This window comes from Microbacterium sp. DT81.1, assembly GCF_049844955.1.
Lineage (GTDB): Bacteria > Actinomycetota > Actinomycetes > Actinomycetales > Microbacteriaceae > Microbacterium.
In genome coordinates this window covers 414,481-431,762 of record NZ_JBNCMA010000004.1, presented here as the reverse complement: position 1 = coordinate 431,762, position 17,282 = coordinate 414,481, and the positions used below count along the sequence as shown (strand labels likewise).

At 68.4% G+C, this 17,282-nt stretch carries 19 protein-coding genes; 11 read left to right on the top strand and 8 right to left on the bottom strand.

The annotated features are described in order from the left end of the window. Nucleotides 1-39: 39 nt before the first annotated feature. The 3 genes from ACLQ2Q_RS13560 to ACLQ2Q_RS13550 all read left to right on the top strand — a co-directional run bounded on the left by ACLQ2Q_RS13560 (nucleotide 40) and on the right by ACLQ2Q_RS13550 (nucleotide 3,874). Nucleotides 40-906, top strand: coding sequence for a helix-turn-helix transcriptional regulator (locus ACLQ2Q_RS13560; RefSeq protein WP_425820981.1), 867 nt, complete (start codon nucleotides 40-42; stop codon nucleotides 904-906). A 32-nt stretch (nucleotides 907-938) separates the two neighbouring features. Beyond that, nucleotides 939-1,298: a histone-like nucleoid-structuring protein Lsr2 gene (locus ACLQ2Q_RS13555; protein ID WP_425820980.1), complete on the top strand. Its 360-nt coding sequence runs from the start codon at nucleotides 939-941 to the stop codon at nucleotides 1,296-1,298. 173 nt (nucleotides 1,299-1,471) lie between these two features. Then, nucleotides 1,472-3,874 (top strand): polysaccharide lyase 8 family protein, encoded by a 2,403-nt coding sequence (locus ACLQ2Q_RS13550; RefSeq protein WP_425820979.1) that lies wholly within the window; start codon nucleotides 1,472-1,474, stop codon nucleotides 3,872-3,874. 78 nt (nucleotides 3,875-3,952) lie between these two features. Here the strand turns inward: ACLQ2Q_RS13550 and ACLQ2Q_RS13545 are convergent, their stop codons facing one another. After that, complete coding sequence (locus ACLQ2Q_RS13545) at nucleotides 3,953-4,300, bottom strand: sugar ABC transporter ATPase (protein WP_425820978.1); 348 nt, start codon at nucleotides 4,298-4,300, stop codon at nucleotides 3,953-3,955. Between the two features lie 302 nt (nucleotides 4,301-4,602). Here ACLQ2Q_RS13545 and ACLQ2Q_RS13540 point away from each other — a divergent pair, with 302 nt between their 5' ends. Further along, nucleotides 4,603-5,280, top strand: a complete 678-nt coding sequence (locus ACLQ2Q_RS13540; protein WP_425820977.1) for a DUF6766 family protein — start codon at nucleotides 4,603-4,605, stop codon at nucleotides 5,278-5,280. Nucleotides 5,281-5,379: 99 nt separating this feature from the next. On the opposite strand, the gene ACLQ2Q_RS13535 is transcribed toward ACLQ2Q_RS13540, so the two are convergent. Then, the gene (locus tag ACLQ2Q_RS13535; protein WP_425820976.1) at nucleotides 5,380-5,721 is read right to left on the bottom strand and encodes a hypothetical protein; all 342 of its coding nucleotides are present in this window, start codon (nucleotides 5,719-5,721) and stop codon (nucleotides 5,380-5,382) included. 195 nt (nucleotides 5,722-5,916) lie between these two features. Here ACLQ2Q_RS13535 and ACLQ2Q_RS13530 point away from each other — a divergent pair, with 195 nt between their 5' ends. After that, the gene (locus tag ACLQ2Q_RS13530; RefSeq protein ID WP_425820975.1) at nucleotides 5,917-6,246 is read left to right on the top strand and encodes a hypothetical protein; all 330 of its coding nucleotides are present in this window, start codon (nucleotides 5,917-5,919) and stop codon (nucleotides 6,244-6,246) included. Between the two features lie 11 nt (nucleotides 6,247-6,257). Here ACLQ2Q_RS13530 and ACLQ2Q_RS13525 read toward each other — a convergent pair whose 3' ends face one another. Beyond that, nucleotides 6,258-6,596, bottom strand: a complete 339-nt coding sequence (locus ACLQ2Q_RS13525) for an ATP-dependent DNA ligase (protein ID WP_425820974.1) — start codon at nucleotides 6,594-6,596, stop codon at nucleotides 6,258-6,260. A gap of 133 nt (nucleotides 6,597-6,729) precedes the next feature. On the opposite strand from ACLQ2Q_RS13525, the gene ACLQ2Q_RS13520 reads away from it, so the two are divergent. Continuing rightward, the gene (locus ACLQ2Q_RS13520) at nucleotides 6,730-8,364 is read left to right on the top strand and encodes an FAD-dependent oxidoreductase (protein WP_425820973.1); all 1,635 of its coding nucleotides are present in this window, start codon (nucleotides 6,730-6,732) and stop codon (nucleotides 8,362-8,364) included. A 49-nt stretch (nucleotides 8,365-8,413) separates the two neighbouring features. Here the strand turns inward: ACLQ2Q_RS13520 and ACLQ2Q_RS13515 are convergent, their stop codons facing one another. Both ACLQ2Q_RS13515 and ACLQ2Q_RS13510 read right to left on the bottom strand, forming a co-directional pair. Next, the gene (locus ACLQ2Q_RS13515) at nucleotides 8,414-8,779 is read right to left on the bottom strand and encodes a UBP-type zinc finger domain-containing protein (RefSeq protein ID WP_425820972.1); all 366 of its coding nucleotides are present in this window, start codon (nucleotides 8,777-8,779) and stop codon (nucleotides 8,414-8,416) included. Nucleotides 8,780-8,855: 76 nt separating this feature from the next. Then, on the bottom strand, nucleotides 8,856-9,779 hold the full coding sequence (locus tag ACLQ2Q_RS13510; RefSeq protein WP_425820971.1) for a S1C family serine protease: 924 nt from the start codon (nucleotides 9,777-9,779) through the stop codon (nucleotides 8,856-8,858). Nucleotides 9,780-10,007: 228 nt separating this feature from the next. Here ACLQ2Q_RS13510 and ACLQ2Q_RS13505 point away from each other — a divergent pair, with 228 nt between their 5' ends. Then, nucleotides 10,008-11,087 carry a ScyD/ScyE family protein gene (locus ACLQ2Q_RS13505; RefSeq protein ID WP_425820970.1) on the top strand — a complete coding sequence of 360 codons (1,080 nt, stop codon included), beginning with the start codon at nucleotides 10,008-10,010 and terminating at the stop codon, nucleotides 11,085-11,087. Between the two features lie 209 nt (nucleotides 11,088-11,296). Here ACLQ2Q_RS13505 and ACLQ2Q_RS13500 read toward each other — a convergent pair whose 3' ends face one another. Both ACLQ2Q_RS13500 and ACLQ2Q_RS13495 read right to left on the bottom strand, forming a co-directional pair. Beyond that, complete coding sequence (locus tag ACLQ2Q_RS13500; protein ID WP_425820969.1) at nucleotides 11,297-12,100, bottom strand: DUF1206 domain-containing protein; 804 nt, start codon at nucleotides 12,098-12,100, stop codon at nucleotides 11,297-11,299. A gap of 22 nt (nucleotides 12,101-12,122) precedes the next feature. Continuing rightward, complete coding sequence (locus tag ACLQ2Q_RS13495; protein ID WP_425820968.1) at nucleotides 12,123-12,410, bottom strand: GlsB/YeaQ/YmgE family stress response membrane protein; 288 nt, start codon at nucleotides 12,408-12,410, stop codon at nucleotides 12,123-12,125. Nucleotides 12,411-12,553: 143 nt separating this feature from the next. Here ACLQ2Q_RS13495 and ACLQ2Q_RS13490 point away from each other — a divergent pair, with 143 nt between their 5' ends. Beyond that, nucleotides 12,554-13,219 carry a LuxR C-terminal-related transcriptional regulator gene (locus ACLQ2Q_RS13490; RefSeq protein ID WP_425820967.1) on the top strand — a complete coding sequence of 222 codons (666 nt, stop codon included), beginning with the start codon at nucleotides 12,554-12,556 and terminating at the stop codon, nucleotides 13,217-13,219. 36 nt (nucleotides 13,220-13,255) lie between these two features. Here ACLQ2Q_RS13490 and ACLQ2Q_RS13485 read toward each other — a convergent pair whose 3' ends face one another. Continuing rightward, the gene (locus ACLQ2Q_RS13485) at nucleotides 13,256-14,341 is read right to left on the bottom strand and encodes a hypothetical protein (RefSeq protein WP_425820966.1); all 1,086 of its coding nucleotides are present in this window, start codon (nucleotides 14,339-14,341) and stop codon (nucleotides 13,256-13,258) included. 180 nt (nucleotides 14,342-14,521) lie between these two features. On the opposite strand from ACLQ2Q_RS13485, the gene ACLQ2Q_RS13480 reads away from it, so the two are divergent. The 3 genes from ACLQ2Q_RS13480 to ACLQ2Q_RS13470 all read left to right on the top strand — a co-directional run bounded on the left by ACLQ2Q_RS13480 (nucleotide 14,522) and on the right by ACLQ2Q_RS13470 (nucleotide 17,225). Further along, on the top strand, nucleotides 14,522-15,319 hold the full coding sequence (locus ACLQ2Q_RS13480; protein WP_425820965.1) for a hypothetical protein: 798 nt from the start codon (nucleotides 14,522-14,524) through the stop codon (nucleotides 15,317-15,319). 154 nt (nucleotides 15,320-15,473) lie between these two features. Beyond that, the gene (locus ACLQ2Q_RS13475; protein ID WP_425820964.1) at nucleotides 15,474-15,968 is read left to right on the top strand and encodes a hypothetical protein; all 495 of its coding nucleotides are present in this window, start codon (nucleotides 15,474-15,476) and stop codon (nucleotides 15,966-15,968) included. Between the two features lie 162 nt (nucleotides 15,969-16,130). Beyond that, a complete protein-coding gene (locus ACLQ2Q_RS13470) occupies nucleotides 16,131-17,225 on the top strand; it encodes a hypothetical protein (protein WP_425820963.1) in 1,095 nt (364 codons plus the stop codon). Nucleotides 17,226-17,282: the final 57 nt, after the last annotated feature.

Here is a 17,282-nt window from a genome sequence, read left to right as displayed (position 1 = left end):
GGCCGAGGGGCGACGGCACCCCCGAGAGTAGGTAGTGGCTTGTTCAGCGTCGACACGGCAGAAACCGACACCCAGCTCGTAGCCGGGGCCGTGCGCGAGATCGCGAAGCGCACCCGTTTTCCCGTCGCGTTCGGCGGACTCGAGGTCGATGGGGCCGTACGCATCAGCTCGGTGGTCGGCAACAGGACGCGAAGCCTCGACGGCTTGACCGTGCGCCGCGACAGGGGTCTCGGGGGCAAGGCCATGACGGAGCTGCGGCCGCGGATGACCCCGGACTACCGCACGGCCCGGCACATCACCCACGACTACGACGTGCACGTGCTCGGTGAGGGCATCACGACGCTGCTGGCCGTCCCTGTCGTCGTCGACGGCGTCACCCGAGGAGTGCTCTACGGCGGGTCATGGGACTCCGCGAACGTCGGCGACGTCGTCGCCGCCCCCGCGTTCCACGTCGCCGACGCCCTGGCCGCCGAACTGCGGATCCGCGACGAGGTGCGCCGGCGCGTGGACTCGATGGCGACCGCGGTGCCTCCGGCATCCGGCCCTCTACCCGCATCGCAGCGAGAAGAGCTCCGCGAGAGCTACGCCGAGCTGCGGGGCATCGCCGCGAGCGTTCAGGATGCCGCGCTGCGCGAGCGGCTGGAGAAGCTCGAACGGCGCCTGGCCGCACTCTCCGGCGAAGAGCACCCGACGACCGGGCCGTTCCTCGACGTGCGGCTGTCGCCCCGGGAGATCGACGTGCTGGCGTGCGCGGCGCTCGGCGCCACAAACGCCCAGATCGCCGCGACCCTGGAGCTGCGCGAGGGAACGGTGAAGGCATACCTCGGTTCCGCGATGGCGAAGCTCGAGGCATCCACTCGCCACGCGGCCGTGGCGCGGGCGCGCCGCGCGGGTCTGCTCCCGTAGCCAACGCCTGGGGCCGTGGGTAGTGTGGCGCCATGGCCCGAAAGATTGTTCATCAGCTCGTCGACGACATCGACGGCACCGTCCTCGAGGTCGGATCGGGTGAGACCATCTACTTCGCGCTCGATGGGACCGCCTACGAGATCGACTTGACCGACGCGAACGCCGCCGCGCTCCGCGACGCGCTCGCCCCGTACGTCGGGGCCGGTCGGTCCGTATCCAGCGGGCGTTCCGGTTCTTCGGGCGCGTCCAACGCGGGTGGGCGAAAGCGTCGCCGCCCCGGCCAGGAGGACTACTCCGCCATCCGGGCTTGGGCCAGGGAGAACGGGTACCAGGTGTCGGAGCGCGGCCGGGTGCCGGCCGCCGTCGTCGAGGCGTATGAGGCCGCTCACTGATCGACGCCTCCGCGGCGCGCCGCTGAGGGTCGTGTGCTCGTCGTCGCACCTTCTCACGTCTGATACCTCGCCGAAACCAAGGCGCCGCCGGGAACCGCTACCGTGACTGGGCAGGGCCTGCCTCTGCATCCACTTGCACCGCCCCCCCGGCGACGACCGAAAGCGAAGCATCCGTGATCCGTTCTCACCACCCGCTGTTGCGCGCCCTGCTCGCCGTCGTCCTCCTGGGCGTCGTGTCCTCATCGGTGTTCCCTTGGTCGCCGCCACGAGTCCACGCCGCTGACTCGTTCGCCGATGCCCGCCAGCGGTGGGCCGACTACCTGACCGGCGGTGCGGACTTCGACCCGGCAGCGCAACCGTACGCCGACGCCGTGGCTCGCGTCACGGCGACGGCTCGCGAGCATTGGGACGCGATGGACCGCACGCCCGAGGCCGAGCTCTGGGCCGATCTCTCTTCGGCGACGAGCGTGGCCGACACCCATGAGTCATACATTCGCCTGCAGGAGATGACCGTGGCGTACGCGACGAAGGGATCCGCCCTGAGGGGGAACCCCGACCTTCTCGCCTCCCTCCTCGTCGGACTGGATTGGCTGAGTGCGAACCGCTACAACACGCAGACCGTACGCGACACGAACACCTGGTACTGGGCACTCGGTATCCCGCTCGAGCTGAACGACATCACCGTCCTGCTGTACGACAAGCTCGGCTCCACCCGCATCCAGAGCTATATCGCCGCACAGACGCGGTTCCTTCCCGGCGTCTACACGAGCGGGCCGTACTCCACCGGCGCCAACCGGGCATGGTCCGTGATGGTCGTAGCCCTGCGCGGCGTCATCGCCAAGGACCCCGCCATGACCACCCAGGCTCAGAAGGGCATCGTGCCCGTGATGCAGTTCGTCACCACCGGTGACGGGTACTACGAACGAGGCGGCTTCATCCAGCACTCGACTGTCCCGTACGCGGGCGGCTACGGCACCTCCGCCCTGCGCCTGGTGAGCCAGGTCATGTACCTGTTCGAGGGGTCCCCGTGGGAGGTGACCGACCCGGCGACCATGAACATCTACAATGCGGTGCGGGTCACCCACGCGCCGTTCCTGACCGACGGCGTCAAGATGGACAGCGTGCGCGGGCGGGAGATCTCGCGCGAGTACAACCAGGATCGCGACGCTGGATCGACGACCATCAGGGCCATCGGGCTGCTCGCAGAGTCCGCGCCGGACACCGTGGCGCGCCAGCTGCGATCGGGCCTCAAGCGACTGCTGCTGGATGCCGAACTGCCGGCCTATCAGGCATCCAGCTCGATCTACGATCTCGAGCTCGCCGCCGCTGTGCTGAACGACCCCGCCGTCGTGCCCGGTACCGCGCCGGTCGGCGCCTTCGCCTTCTCGTCCATGGACAGGTTCGTGCACAGGGCGAAGACATACGACTTCGCGGTGAGCGGTTCCAGCTCGCGGATCACCAACTTCGAAACGGCTAACACGGGTGAAAACCAGAAGGCCTGGTACACCGGCGACGGCATGACGTATCTCTACACCGACGACACGGCGCAATACACGGGCAATTACTGGGCCACGGTCAATCGCTACCGCCTCCCCGGCACCACCGTGGACACCCGCAAGAAGGGGGTGAACGACGGGCGCAACTACCTCAGCCGGCAGAACTTCGCCGGCGGCCTGTCATCCGCATCAGGCACAGCGGGCGCATTCGGAATGATCCTCGACGGCGCACAGACGAACCTGCTTGCCAACAAGGCGTGGTTCAGCTTCGACAACGAGATAGTGGCCCTCGGTTCGGGCATCAACGACCCCGCGCTGTCGGGCACCGGATGGGACTCCACCCCGGTGCACGTCGAGTCGATCATCGACAACCGCCGGCTCGAGGCGGCCGATCAGAAGCTCACTGTCGACGGTAAGGGCATCACCTCCGCGACGGCCATCTCGTTCAGCAATCCCCGCTGGGCACAGCTTTCCGGGAGCCGCGGGCAGATCGGCTACACCTTTCCCGGCGCTGAATCGCTGCGAGCGGCGAAGACCTCGAACGCCGGATCGTGGTTCGACATCAATGCGAAGACCGGGTCGACGCAGAAGCGGACCGACTCGTATTTCGCACTCTGGGTGAACCACGGCGTCGCGCCGAGCAATGCGACGTACTCATATGTCGTGCTGCCGAACGCGTCCACTGCTCGGACGCAGTCCTACGCCGCCGCGCCGGAGACGATTGTGCTCACGAACACGACGGCTGTCTCGGCCGTCAAGGAGACGAAGCTGAACGCCGTCGGCGCCGTGTTCTGGAAAGATGCACCGGCGACCGTCAAGGTAGGGGGCGTGAACTTCCTGTCGGCGTCCCGAAAGGCAGTCGTCATGACGGAGGCGACGGCATCCGGCATCTCGCTGACCGTCACGGACCCGACCCAGGCGAACACCGCCGGGCTGACCGTCACGCTGAACCGACCAGCCAAGTCGGTTCTGTCGGCATCTCCCGGTGTGCGGGTCGTGCAGTTGTCACCGACGGTCATCATCGAGGTCGCGACCGCCGGCGCAGCGGGTGCACCTTTCGCGGTGAAACTCGGGTACTGACGCGCACCCGTCGCGACCGGGCCCACCGAGAAGTCGGACCCGGCCGCCGGGGAACGATGTCCCATCGCGGTGCGCGGATCAGTAGTCGTTCGGGGAGAGGTCGCCCTCGCCTTCCTCGCCGAGGTCGGCGATCACCGGATCCAGGCCCTGGCTCTCGGGCTGTTCGGCATCGGTCGGGAGGTCGTAGGAGGGGATCTCATCGTCCTCGTCAGGAATCTCATCCGGGTCGTCGCCGGTGGCGGTCGTTCCCGCCAGGTCCTCCGGCGGCACGCCGGCATCGAGCAGGGTCGTGCGGTCCCACTCCGCCTGCGCCGGGTCCTCCGCGGCATCCGGCTCGATCGACGTGTCGCCGTCGCGCAGGGGCTGGATGTCGGATTCCGACTCGGCGATGCCCGTCGACCGGCCTTCCTCGGGTGTGCTCGTCATGGTGCTCCTCTCGTGGACGTCGCGGAACGCGTCATGGCGTGACCGCGCCACTTGACGCTACGCAGACGGTTGGCGGCGCGGAGGGGCTTGACCGACCCTGCGTGCGGTGCCATGATCCGGAGGCGGCCGCTGCACCCGGGGAAACCGATTAGCCCACTCCGGCCCGCGCGTCAAGGCCAGCGCGACGCAGCACGGAGGGTGCCTATCGTCGTGGCATGCGCATCGTGTTCGGGTTCTGGATGGGCGTGATCGTCCTGGGTCTCGCCTACATGTTCGTCATCGCGCTGTCGGGGCGCTGACTCATGCTCAAGGGCATCAAGGAGCACGGGCTCAGCATCTTCTTCGGGACGATCTTCCTGCTCGCCCTCCTCGGGCAGTCGATCGCCGGCCTCTTCGTCTTCAACGAGGAGCAGCTCTCACACGGGGCCGCGCCGGTCTCGTACCTCGACTTCATCACGTCGTCCGAGTTCGTCGTCGACGTGGCCGAGAACTGGCAGTCCGAGTATCTGCAGTTCTTCCTGTTCATCCTGGCCACCGTCTGGCTCGTCGAGAGGGGTTCACCGGAATCCAAGAAGGTGGAGGACGCGGGCGTCGGCGATGACAAGAGCGAGATGGTCGGAGAGCACGCCCGACCCGACTCACCCAAGTGGGCTCAAGCGACGGACTGGCGCAACTTCGTCTACTCCAATTCGCTGCTGTTCGTCATGGGAGCCGTGTTTCTGGCGTCCTGGCTCGTGCAATCGATCGCCGGCGTGGTGGTCTACAACCAGGAGCAGCTCGAGCACGGCGCATCCGTCATCTCCTGGGCGCAGTACCTCGTCAATCCCGACTTCTGGAACCGCACGCTGCAGAACTGGCAGTCGGAGTTCCTCGCCGTCGGATCGATGGTCGCGCTCTCGATCTACCTGCGCCAGCGGGGGTCGGCCGAGTCCAAGCCGGTCGGAGCGCCGCACGAGGCGACGGCGGTCGAGTCCGAGTGAATGGTGCCCGGCCCTACGGCGTTTCCCCAATCTCCGCCGTAGGGTCGGGCACCGGAATGAGCGTGATGAGCTCTCCGCCGTAGTGAACGTCGATCCGCTTCACGGTGCGCATACCTCGGCGGGCAGCTCCAGCCGGTCGAGCTCCGCACTGATATAGGCGATCTCGTCGAACGGGTCGTCCTCGGTGTCGTCCAGGATGCGGGCCAGCGCGTCGGGGTCCTTGAGTTCGGGCAGCTCCGACGGCACGGCTGCTGAGCCGATCGTGTACGGCCTGCCGACCATGATGCGAACGCTTCCGAGAACGCCCATGCCGTCGCGGAACGGCACGACGACCGAATCGACCTGGAAGGCGGCTGACCGTTCCTCATGACGCCGGAGAACGGCATCCGCGATCTCGGTACCCGTCTCGAAGTAACCGTGCGCTGTTTCAAGAAGCTTCATGACCCCGACCTCTCATCGGCGAAGGACGAACGCTCGACCGGGGTCTGGGGTCTCCTGAATCTTAACACCCGTCCGTGTGCGTGTTAAGAGGAGTGGGCCGTGCCATCGACATAGGGCACAGGCGTCGGCTAGCGTCGGAGTCGGCATCCGTCAAGGGATGCATGCGCCGCTCGCGACGCGATTTATCCTCTCGGCATGAAGCACATCACCTACGCGCAGAAGTCCCTGCTCGTCGGCGACGCCGCCGCCGACGCGCTGACGGAGTATGCGGCTGCCGTCGCCGCTCACGCCACTGCCGACACCGTCACGCTCTCCGCCTACGGGGCGGACGGAGCGGATGTCGAGGCGACCTTCGTGCTCGACGCGGGCGTCGTCATCATGGCCGAGACCACCACGTCATCCATCCCGGAACCCGACAATGACGAGGCGGTCGAGTACATGCGCTCCCGCACGCGCATGCTGAACGCGCCCCCTCCGTCCCGGCCCGACGACCCTCTCGAGCTCGCCTTCCTCGAGGAGTACTGAGCGCGGACACCTCAGGTCATCGCATCCGGCTCCTGCCGCTCCACCGCCGCGTACGGGGCGGGCTCGGGTAGGGCATACAGACCCGAGGGCGAGTTCGCCGCGTGCACCAGGGCGTCGATCCATGCGCGATTCAGCGCGGGCGTTCTGCTGCCGTAGTACTTGTACACCAGGGAGCAGCGGGGGTGGATCCAGACGGTGGTGCGCCCGTCGCCGATGCTCGTATCGTCCTTCCACGAGAAGTGGAACGACTCACCGCGCCGCATCTTCGAGCCGATCACCAGGTGGAGGTGGGCGAGCAGCCGATCCTCGAAATCGACCTTCACGATGCCGTCGTACAGGAATTTGCCCAACCTCGACCCCTTGCGTTCAAGGATCGATGGTGCGCCACGGGCGCCGGGAGCGCTCGGGGATTGACAGAGGTCGAGCGCAGACGGTATCGACCGCATAGCCCCGCCCACGGGTGGCCTTGGTACCCTCGGAGTCGTGCAGCCGAGCAGCCTCGACCCGGTCCAGAATCCCACGCTCACCGATCCCCAGTGGGCACGCCTGGTCGCCTTCGGCGTACCGGAGGATGTTGATACCAACCACCATCTCTTCCGCTCGGGTGACGCGGACTACGACCTGATCCTGGTCGACTCCGCTGAGGTCGAGGTCGTGCGCGACTCGCTCGGCTGGGTGGAGGAGGCGGTCCTCGCGCGAATGGGTGCCCACTCGTTCGTCGGCGAACTGGGCCTGCTGAACGGTCAGGGCGCCTTCCTGTCGGCGCGGGTTGTGTCACCCGGCCGCGTGCTGCGCGTCGATCGGGCCGCCCTGCGCCGCATCATGGCCGAAGACGACGAGCTGTGCGACATCATCCTGCACGCGCTGTGGGCGCGCCGGGAGGTGCTGCGCCGTGGGCCCGCCGCGCTGACCCTCAAGCTCGTCGGCCTGAACTCCTCGCGTGAGTTCATGTTCCTCCGGCGCTTCGCCGAGCGGCTCGACCTCGTGCACTCGTCGGTGGAGCTCGACGACGGCCGGCTGGGCTACCTCAGCGAGCACGGGTTCACGCCCGACGACCTCCCCGTCGCGTTCATCCAGGGCGAACCGGTGCTGCGGGCAACTCCCGGCATCGTCGCCGACCGGCTCGGCCTGAGCTACCAGGGCGACGCCGACGAGGTCGTCGATCTCGTGGTCGTCGGTGGGGGTCCCGCCGGTCTCGCCTCGGCGATCTACGGCGCGTCGGAGGGCCTGAGCACGGTGCTGCTCGACGCCGTCGCGCCCGGCGGGCAGGCCGCCGCGACATCCCGGATCGAGAACTTCCTCGGCTTCCCGTTCGGGGTCAGCGGTGACAACCTGATCGGACAGGCGTCGCTGCAGGCCCTCAAGTTCGGCGTGCGGGTCTATGCCCCGTGCGAGGCGGTGCGCCTGCAGCCCGCCGGCGATCAGCTCGATGTGACTCTCAGCGATGGCCGCGTTCTGCGAGCACGCAGCGCGATCGTGACCTCGGGGGCCGCGTATCGCACGCTCACCCTCGACCGGTGGTCGGAATTCGAGGGGGCCGGCATCTTCTACGCCGCGACCCAGCTCGAGCTGCGCCAGGTGATCGACTCCCCCGTGGTCGTCGTCGGCGGCGCGAACTCGGCCGGTCAGGCGGCGCTGTATCTCGCCGCCAACGGCTGCCCGGTGCGGCTTGTCGTGCGGGGCTCGGAGCTCGGCACCCGGATGTCGTCCTATCTCGTCGACCGCCTCGTCGAGGATCCCCGGGTCGAGGTGCACACGCAGTCGCAGGTGGTCGGGCTGGGTGGCGGCACGTCGCTTGAGAGCGTGCGCATCGATCGCGTCGGAGAGGTGGATGCGCGTGGGCTGTTCTGCTTCATCGGGGCGGTGCCTGCCACGTCGTGGCTGCAGACCCTCGATCGCGACCCCGACGGGTTCCTGCGAACGGGCAGCGACATAACCGCCGGCGCCCTCGGCGGCGCGTGGGGTGCACTCGGGCGGGAGCCGCTGCCGTTCGAGACGTCGATCCCTCGTGTGTTCGCCGCGGGCGACGTGCGGCAAGGGTCGATGAAGCGCGTGGCCGCCGCCGTCGGGGAGGGCTCGAGCGCCGTCGCGTCCGTGCACCGGGCGCTCGCCGGCTGACCCGGCGCCTCCGGCAGACGGCCGGCGGCCTCAGCCCTCCGCCCCGCTCTCACCCCTCGGCTTCGTTGCGCCTCTCCAGCACGTCCTGCCAGTCCGCCGGGACGCGACCCGCGGGGCCGGGCGCTGGCTGGTCGATCGGCCTGCTCTCCGGCGGCGCGAGCGCCGGGCCGAGGAAGCCCTTGTTCTCGACGTAGTCCCAGAACCACGACTCGTCAGGTTCGAAGGTGCGCATGTACCGGTGTCCCGTCGCCCTGAAATGGGCGGTGGCATGCCGGTTCAGCGAGTCGTCGCAGCATCCGATGTGCCCGCACGTCGCGCACCGCCGCAGATGAACCCACCAACTGCCCTGTTCGAGGCACTCCTGACATCCCGTGCCCGAGGGGGCCACCGTCACGTCGATCTCCTGGGTCGGCATCCTGCCCCTCCGCTTGCATTCCCGCACCGGCGGTGTCCTGCGCCATGCTACCCGGCCGACCCCGGGCACGGCCGCGCTACGGGACCCGAAGCTCTTCCGGCTGCACCACGATGTCCACGAGGGCGCCGTTGCGCCACACCGTCAGCTCCATCCGGCGCCCGATCGCATGCTCGACCATCAGCCTCTGGATGCCGGTGGCACTGGTGACGGGAGTGCCGTCGACCGAGATCACGATGTCGCCTCGTCGCGCCCCCGCGGTCGCCGCCGGGCTTCCCGGAACGACCGAGGCCACCTGCATGCCCGTGCGCGATCCGACGCGTGCGGCGAGTTCCGGACTGAGCGTGATCTGAGCGCCCGCGACGCCGAGCCACGCCCGTCGAACGCGGCCACGGGTCATCAGCGCGTCGATGATCTCGCGTGTCGTCGCGTTGATCGGCACGGCGAGCCCCAGACCGACCCCGGCCACCGCCGTGTTCACCCCGACCATCCGGCCCGCGCTGTCGGCGAGGACTCCGCCGCTGCTGCCGGGGTTCAGCGACGCATCCGTCTGGATGACCTCGTCGACCACCCGGCCCGCCTGCGTCGGCAGCGCCCGTCCCAGCGCAGAGACGATGCCCGCCGTCACGCTCCCCGCCATCCCGAGCGGATTCCCGAGGGCGACGACGAGCTGACCCACTCGCAGCCTGGATGCGTCACCCCAGGGGACGGGCGGTGGCGTGGAGCCCTCGGCGCGCAGCACCGCGAGGTCGGAGAGCGGGTCGCTCCCGACGACGCGGGCGGGCAGCACCGAGCCGTCGGAGAACGCCACCTCCGCGCGGTCGGCTCCCGCCACGACGTGGGCGCTGGTGAGCAGGTGCGAGTCGGTCGAGATGACGGATGCGCTGCCCGCACCGGCGCCGCGGGCGGAACGGACGGAGACGGCCGCGACGGAGGGCAGCGTCGTCTCGACGATCCGCACGACCGCAGCCGAGTAGGCATCCAGGGCGTCTTCGGAGTCCATGCGACCATCTCAGCACCGCCGAAGCCGGCAGCGGCCGAGTTCGCCCAGGGCGCACGACATGCGCGGGGAAGTTCGTCGAGTCGCCGTTCACAGGCGGGCGCCTCGATGGAAGCATCTTGAATTGCCCGCGGCCGCACCGATAGCATGCGCGCGAAAGAGCACACCGGGTGCTGGGGGCCGGAATGTCGATAGACGCGCGCCCATCATCCCTTAGTCGAAGGAATGTCAATGAAGCGTTCGCTCGCACTCTCGGCCGGAATCGCTCTCGCGATCCCACTCGCCCTCACCGGCACCGCCGCCACCGCGGCGCCGGCTCCCCCGCCCCCGCAGGTGCGCGCGGAGAACCTGGTGTCACCCCTCAAGCTCGCCGTCGACGTCGGCGGCTCGATCTATGTGACGCAGAACTTCGCCGGCCAGCTGACGAAGATCGCCCGCGACGGCACCCAGACGCCGCTGTACACGAGCGAGAACGGGGCCGAAGTGGGGGGTGTCTCGGCCTTCCTCGGAACGGTGTACTTCACCGAGACGGTCATCGACCCGAACATAGGGCCGGTCGAGTCCTACCTGAAGAAGATCGACCGGCACGGCAACGTCAGCGACCTCGCCGACATCCGTGCGTACGAGAATCAGGCGAACCCGGATGCGAAGGCGCAGTACGGATTCACCGACCTTCCGGCGGACTGCCTCGCGCAGGTGCCGGCGCAGATCCCCGGCAGTTACGCGGGCATCCAGGACTCGCACCCGTATGCCACACTCGGCACGCCGATCGGCACCGTCGTCGCCGACGCCGGCTCGAACGCCCTGTTCACGGTGGACCGTGCAGGCAAGGTCCGTACGCTCGCCGTCCTTCCGCCTCAGCCTTACGTCGTCGACGAGGCGGCCCTGGCGCTGGGCCTGCCGGAGTGCGCGATCGGGTACACGTACAACTTCGAGCCGGTGCCGACGGATGTCGAGCTGGGCCCAGACGGCTGGCTGTACGTCTCGCTGCTCCCCGGTGGGCCGGAAGGCCCTGAGCTCGGTGCGCGGGGCGCCGTGGTCAAGGTGAACCTGCTGAACGGAAAGGTCGTTCCTGTGGCGTCGGGGCTTGTGACGGCGACCGACCTCGCCGTCAGCCCCAGGGGCGACATCTACGTCGCTCAGCTGTTCGGCCCGCACATCGGTGTGATCAAGAAGGGCACGTCGGAGGCCGTGCCGTTCCGTGAGGCGACCCAGGGGGCCGCGGTCGAGTGGGGAACGAAGGGGATCTACGCGACGGTCAACGCGCTCAGCGATCCGCCGGCCGGTCAGGTGGTGCTCCTGCCGTTCTAGGGCAGGTGACAACAGCGCCCGGCCCGGCTACCGCCGGGCCGGGCGCTGTTGTCTCCGCGCAGCGGTGTTGTTTCTGCGCCGCGGTGTTGTTTCTGCGCCGCGGTGTTGTTTCTGCGCCGCGATGTTGTTCGCACGCGACGGCGAGGATGTGGTCCGGCAGAAGCCGTCGCCCTCCCCCCGGGGCTCGAGGGCTTCTGCCGGACCGGTTTTCACATGCGGGCGAATGCCGCGCGTGCGAAGCAGAACAGCCCGTAGAGGATGAGACCCGCACCGACGACCCAGAGGATGAGGGCGCCGAACGGAAGTCCCGCGAGGCTGTGCAGCGCGGCATCCAGCCCCCCGGCGGTCTCTGGATCGCGCGTCAGCGCTGCGACGAGAAAGAGGATGCCGGTCACCGCGATGGCGATGCCCTTGGCGACGTATCCGCACACCCCGAACGTGACGATCCCCTTCCCGGCCTTTCCGTTCGGCAGGTCGAGGTGCTTCTCGAACGCGCGGGTGGCACCGCGCACGATGAAGGCGACGCCGATCCCCGTGACCAGCAGACCCACGAGGACGAGCAGCACGACGCCGGCTGGGGTGGCGAGCAGCTGCGCACTGAACGATTGGGATGACTCCGACGAGTCGGACCGCCCACCCAGCGCGTACACGAGCGCCGTCGCCGCGAGCGCGATGTAGATGGCAGCCGTGCCGAGGTACTTGAGCCGGTACCCCCACTTTCGCTTCGAGTCGGGATTGCGTTCCAGGAACGCTTCGGCGATCTGCGACAGCGCCAGTGCGAACAGCGTGAGCGCGATCAGCCACAGCAGCAGCACCCCCATCGGAGCGTTCTGGATCTGCTCCATCGCACCGCCCTGATCCGCCTCCCCGCCCCCTCCCCCGGAGACGAACGAGATGGCGATCAGGCCGATGACGATGTGCAGGATGCCGAGCACGACGTACCCGATCCGCGCGGTGACGCGGAAGCCCGTCGAGTCCTGCGCGGCTCGCGCCGCGCTTCTGACGCCGCTCATGAGCTCGAGTGGTGTCGGACGCCTACGAGCGGCGGCGCGAGGTGGCGCTGCGACCCCTCACGAAGCCGTAGACGAGCAGCACGATGATCGCGCCGATGATGGAGCCGATGATGCCGGCCGGCTGGAAGAAGCCGTCCGTCGCATCCTTCTGGAAGAGCAGGTAGCCGAGGAAGCCTCCGACGAACGAGCCGACGATGCCGAGCACGATCGTCATGAGGATGCTCATGTCCTGCTTGCCGGGGATCACCGCGCGAGCGACGAAGCCGGCGATGAGGCCGACGATGATGATGCTGATGATGAGACCGAGCATGATTGCTCCTCTGTGATCGCCCCGAGGGGCGGATGACTGCGACGCACCGGGTGAGGCGCCGGCCGCCACACGAAGTGGCGACATCTGACTGAACCACCCCTCCGGGTGTACCGGCACACCCCTGGGGGTGTAATGCTGAGGGCATGCCCTCGCCGCACCGACCCATCACGGTGGCCCTCGTGGACGACTACGACGTCGTCCTCAAAGGCCTTGCCCACCTGTTCGATGAGTACAGCGATCGCGTGGTGGTTGCGGAAATAGACGCGAACGCGGCGATGAGCGACTCGGTCGACGTCGTGCTCTACGACTCCTTCGCCCAGCCGGAGTCCGACCACGACGAAGTCGCCGAGCTCATCAAGAACCCGCGCGCCCGGCGCGTGGTCGTCTACACGTGGAACTTCCATCCCGAGCTCATCGAATCCGCCCGCCGGCTCGGGGTGCACGGCTATCTCTCCAAGACCCTCACCGCCCCTCAGCTGGTGGCCGCGATCGAGGCCGTCCATGCCGGTGAGGTCGTGATCAGCGACCAGGGCAACAGGGCGCCGAGCGCGCCCGGGCTCGACTGGCCCGGGCGGCTGGATGGCATCACCGACCGGGAGTCGGAGATCCTCGCGCTGATCACTCAGGGCAAGAGCAACGCGGATGTCGCGCGCCTCACGTACCTCAGTCCGAACACCGTCAAGTCCTACGTGCGATCCGTGTATCGCAAGATCGGCGCCACCAGTCGCACCCAGGCGGTCCTCTACGGAGTGCGCCACGGCTTCTCCCCCGACACCCACCGGATCGACCACTGGCGCGGAGGGCCGTAGGCCGGCCCTCAGCGGCGTCGAGGCCCTCGACGACGCCTACTCCTGGCGGACTCCCGCGATGGGCACCTCGATGTCGTCGGAGCCGTCGCCTTGGAGGATCGCCGTCACACGACCGTCGCCAAGACCCGCTTCGTCGACCTCCGCGATCGTCGCGCGCCGGGCGAGGTCCGCCGTGCACGGGGACTCCCCGGATGCCACGAAGACCACTGTCACCTCGTCCTCGGCGGTGACTTCGGTCGACGCGACCTCGGGTGGACAGCTGGAGCTGCCCCAGGTCAGGAGTACGAATCCGTCGGGCGAATACCAGCCGGCGCTGGGCTCCGCGAAGCCCACCTCCGGCGGCGGCTCCGGGTCACCGGCCAGCCGGATGACGCCTTCGTAGTCGCCCGCCAGCACGATCTCGAGTTCCTCCGTCAGGGCCAGCGGCTCGGTGAGCGGAGCGAGAGTCGGGCGGGGAACCGATTCGCCGGAGCACTCCTCCCCCACGGGGTCCATGAGCTCCACGACGAATCTGCTGTCCCAGAGCGTCGAATCACCGAGGGCGGGCGTGCAGGACCCGTCTCCCCACGTCACGATGGCGACCGCCCCGCCGTTCTCGAGCCACGCCGCCGCGGGCGATGAAGCCACCGCCGGAGGCTCGTCGTCGTCACGGATGAGGCCGAAGGTCAGGATGCCGATGGCCGCCACCGCGGTCAGCGCCAGAGCCGCGGCCAGGACGACGACGATCCACCGCCGGGGCCCGTCACCTCTCTTCGGGACCGTGAACTGGACCGTCGGGCTTTTCGTCGCCTGGCTCGGGTCCTCCTCGAGAGCCGCCACGAACCGGAACGACGCCGTCCCGGGCGGCGCATGTCCCGGAACCTGGACGCTGACCTCGACCGTCGCCTGGCCGCCCACCGGAATGTCGCGTCGCGTGCCACCCTCGATGTCGAACCACGACAGTTCGGCCCCGGCGATCGGATCGACGGAGACGCGAGCTCGGACGGGACGAGCGGTCAGGTTCGCGATATCGAAGGACACCATGCCTCGCGGAGCGATGTGCAGCGGCACCTGCGAGGGCCCCGTCACGGTGAGCGGGGCCTCGTCGCCTGCGGTCGGGAGCGGCCCGAAGAAGCCTGACACACCCGAAAGTACCATTCGGTCCAGCGACCGAACAGTCCTGCATCCGCCGGTCCGTCAGGAGTAGCCTGGCATCAACCTCCGCAGCATCCGCGGACTCCAAGTCTCCGCTGGAACCGAGGTGTGTCCATGTCGCATGGAAGCGCGCCCGCACCGCAGCCGCGCGGCGGCGCGCATGGTCGGGTGCGAATCTGGAAATCCATCGTCGTCGGTATCGTCGTCAACCTCCTCGTCCTTGCGGTCGGCGTCACCATCCAGTTCGCGACCGGTCAGTGGGGCCTGCCATGGCTCGCCGCTCCCCTCATCGCCGTCGTCGCCGCCCTGGGCGAGGTCGTAAGGGAGTATGTCGTCGCGCGGTCCGGAAGACGGAGGTCGACGGCGCCGGGGCCGGGCGGTGCGGCCGGCCCCCGAGGCGGTGGGGCCCCCGTGGCGATCGCCGTCCTCGTCATCGTCGCCGTCGTCGGGCTCACCGGTGCTCTGGTCACCTACGGTGTCGCGACTCTGACCGGATTCCTCACCGGTGATCAGGAGGGCGTCCCGCGGCTGCAGAACGCCCCGGTCACCGTGGACTCCGGTGGCGTCGTGACCACAGTGGAGAGCCTTGATCACACCAAGGACTTCACGCGCGTGGAACTGACTGTGCAGAACGGACTCGCCAACACGATCTCGCTCCCCTTGTACGCCAACGCGACCCTCAGCGCCGAAGACGGCACGACTCTCGAAGCGGACCCGTTCCGCAGTTCGTGGAGCGAGAGCATCGCCGCCGGCCAGCTGCGACGCGGAACAATCGTCTTCCTCGGACATCTGCCCGACGGTCCCGGCACCGCGACCCTCGGTTTCACGACCGTCTTCGTCCAGGGCTTCGATGGCCCCGCCTCCATCCTCGTGTCCGGCCTGTCCATTGCGCCGTTGGACCCGGCATCCGCAAGTCCCATCGCCCATCGTCCTCCGGTCTTGCGCGGCACAGTCGACGCCGGCTGACGCTTCGCGGACCAGATCCGGCATCTTGCGTGCCGCCGTCCGTGGAGTCGCCGGGGAGGCGTAGTGTCGTTTCGGTTCCGCACGATCGCCGTGCGGAGCGTGGTGAGTCGGAAAGTCCGGTCGGCGCGTACGACGCCGAACGAAAGGCACCATCGTGACTGCAGCATTGATCGTCCGGGGCGACAACCTGCCCATCCTCGGCCCGCTCGCCGTCGTCCAGGCATCCGGTGCGGAGTCACCGCAGGCTCTCGTCTGGGGAGTCGATCTCTCACGCGAACGGTCGCGTCACGCGGCCCAGAAGACCCTCCGTAAGGTGTGCCAGGAGGTGGGGGCCTACTCCGCCGCCCACCCGCGAATGGCGCATCTCTTCGTGGTGTACACCCACGGCGGGTCGCTTCCCGAGGGGTCGTGCCTGGGCACTGCCGCCCAGGCGGCCACCCGGCTGCACGCCGGTTTCGAGCGCACGCGAGGGCGCGACATCGACGTCGTGACCCTGGATGTGACGGGGTGGGAGAACGGGGAACTCTTCCGCGACCGCATCCTGGAGGCGGTCGGCGCTCACCACAGCGCCAGTGGTGATGCCGCGCTCGGGTGGCATGACATCGTGGACTCGAGCATCCACGCAGCCTCGATGAGTCGGTTCTATTGATCCCGCGGGACGGGGCGCCGGGCTGGTACTGTCCACCAAACGGCCTACATACCCCCCGCCCGCCCCGTCGATAGGGTTCGCTCTGGAGTCGCTATCGCCTTAGCCGCCGAGCCGAGTCTTGACCGGCGCCATGGTTGCTCGTCCTGGACAGAAGGATTTCGTATGCAGCACTCCATCCGGTTCCGGACCGCAGCACTCGGGATGGTATTCCTTGTGCTGGCGGCGGTGCTCGTCGGCCAGGCCCGGCCGGCGCGCGCCGCCGAGGTGGATCCGGCGGCGCAGGCGAATGCGCAGGCGCTGCTCGCCAGCGGGCGGTTGACGTTCGGGTGGTCGTCTCCGCAGTCGCAGGTCGAGGCGTACGCCGAGGGCTACGAGTACGTGAACCCCCTCACCAATCGCCCGTGCAACCTCAACGACGTCCTCCTCGATGCCCTGAAGAAGGTCGTGGTCGATCATGGCTTCTCGATCCGGGTCAGCTCCCTGAACCGGTGGTGCGAGGGCAGCGAGCCCACCATCTGGTGGCAATACCACATCGTGAACGGCGGTGGTCACGCGATCGACATCGTCCGGGTGAACGGCGTGCCCTCAACGGGCGCCACACCCCAGGACGTCGCATTGATCCGCTCGCTTGCGAGCGTTCTGCCCGTCCCCGCTGGCGTGGGACAGTACAACTGCGGGCAGAACTTCTCCCTGCCCACCGGCTGGACCCGCTTCAACGACACCTGCGACCACCTCCACGTCGAGTACCGCGGCGCCGACGTGCCGCCGCGGGAGGTCTCAGCGACTCCCGTGTCGGTGTACCGGTTCTGGAGTTCGGTCTATTACGGCCACTTCTACACGGCCGACCCCGTCGAGCGCGACACAGTGATCTCCCGCTGGCCGAACGTCTGGTCATACGAGGGAGAGCGGTACACCGCCTTCAAGAGCCAGGTCCCTGGCACGGTACCGCTGTACCGATTCTGGAGCGCGGCGTTGAACGGCCACTTCTACACCGCGGACCCTGCGGAGCGCGACCAGGTGATCTCCGTCTGGCAGAACGTGTGGAGTTATGAGGGCGTCGCCTACTTCGTATACCCCGCGACGTCGACGCAACCCGACACGGTGCCGGTCGCGCGCTTCTGGAGCCCGAGCGTCCTCCACCACTTCTACACCGCCAGCCCGAGCGAGCGCGACAAGGTGATCTCGCAGTGGTCCAATGTGTGGACGTACGAGGGCGACAACTTCCGGGTGCCCGCGGCGGGGGTTTTCGGCGGGTAGTTGGTATTCGGCGAAGAGGTCTATGCCGGAATGCACCAGAAGGCGGCCGCGCCGATC

Coding starts and splice junctions, on each gene's coding strand:
- ACLQ2Q_RS13505 (WP_425820970.1), top strand. CDS start 10,008: ATGAAGCGTTCGCTCGCACTCTCGGCCGGAATCGCTCTCGCGATCCCA.
- ACLQ2Q_RS13500 (WP_425820969.1), bottom strand. CDS start 12,100: ATGAGCGGCGTCAGAAGCGCGGCGCGAGCCGCGCAGGACTCGACGGGC.
- ACLQ2Q_RS13530 (WP_425820975.1), top strand. CDS start 5,917: ATGAAGCACATCACCTACGCGCAGAAGTCCCTGCTCGTCGGCGACGCC.
- ACLQ2Q_RS13545 (WP_425820978.1), bottom strand. CDS start 4,300: ATGACGAGCACACCCGAGGAAGGCCGGTCGACGGGCATCGCCGAGTCG.
- ACLQ2Q_RS13510 (WP_425820971.1), bottom strand. CDS start 9,779: ATGGACTCCGAAGACGCCCTGGATGCCTACTCGGCTGCGGTCGTGCGG.
- ACLQ2Q_RS13490 (WP_425820967.1), top strand. CDS start 12,554: ATGCCCTCGCCGCACCGACCCATCACGGTGGCCCTCGTGGACGACTAC.
- ACLQ2Q_RS13535 (WP_425820976.1), bottom strand. CDS start 5,721: ATGAAGCTTCTTGAAACAGCGCACGGTTACTTCGAGACGGGTACCGAG.
- ACLQ2Q_RS13515 (WP_425820972.1), bottom strand. CDS start 8,779: ATGCCGACCCAGGAGATCGACGTGACGGTGGCCCCCTCGGGCACGGGA.
- ACLQ2Q_RS13555 (WP_425820980.1), top strand. CDS start 939: ATGGCCCGAAAGATTGTTCATCAGCTCGTCGACGACATCGACGGCACC.
- ACLQ2Q_RS13470 (WP_425820963.1), top strand. CDS start 16,131: ATGCAGCACTCCATCCGGTTCCGGACCGCAGCACTCGGGATGGTATTC.
- ACLQ2Q_RS13495 (WP_425820968.1), bottom strand. CDS start 12,410: ATGCTCGGTCTCATCATCAGCATCATCATCGTCGGCCTCATCGCCGGC.
- ACLQ2Q_RS13540 (WP_425820977.1), top strand. CDS start 4,603: ATGCTCAAGGGCATCAAGGAGCACGGGCTCAGCATCTTCTTCGGGACG.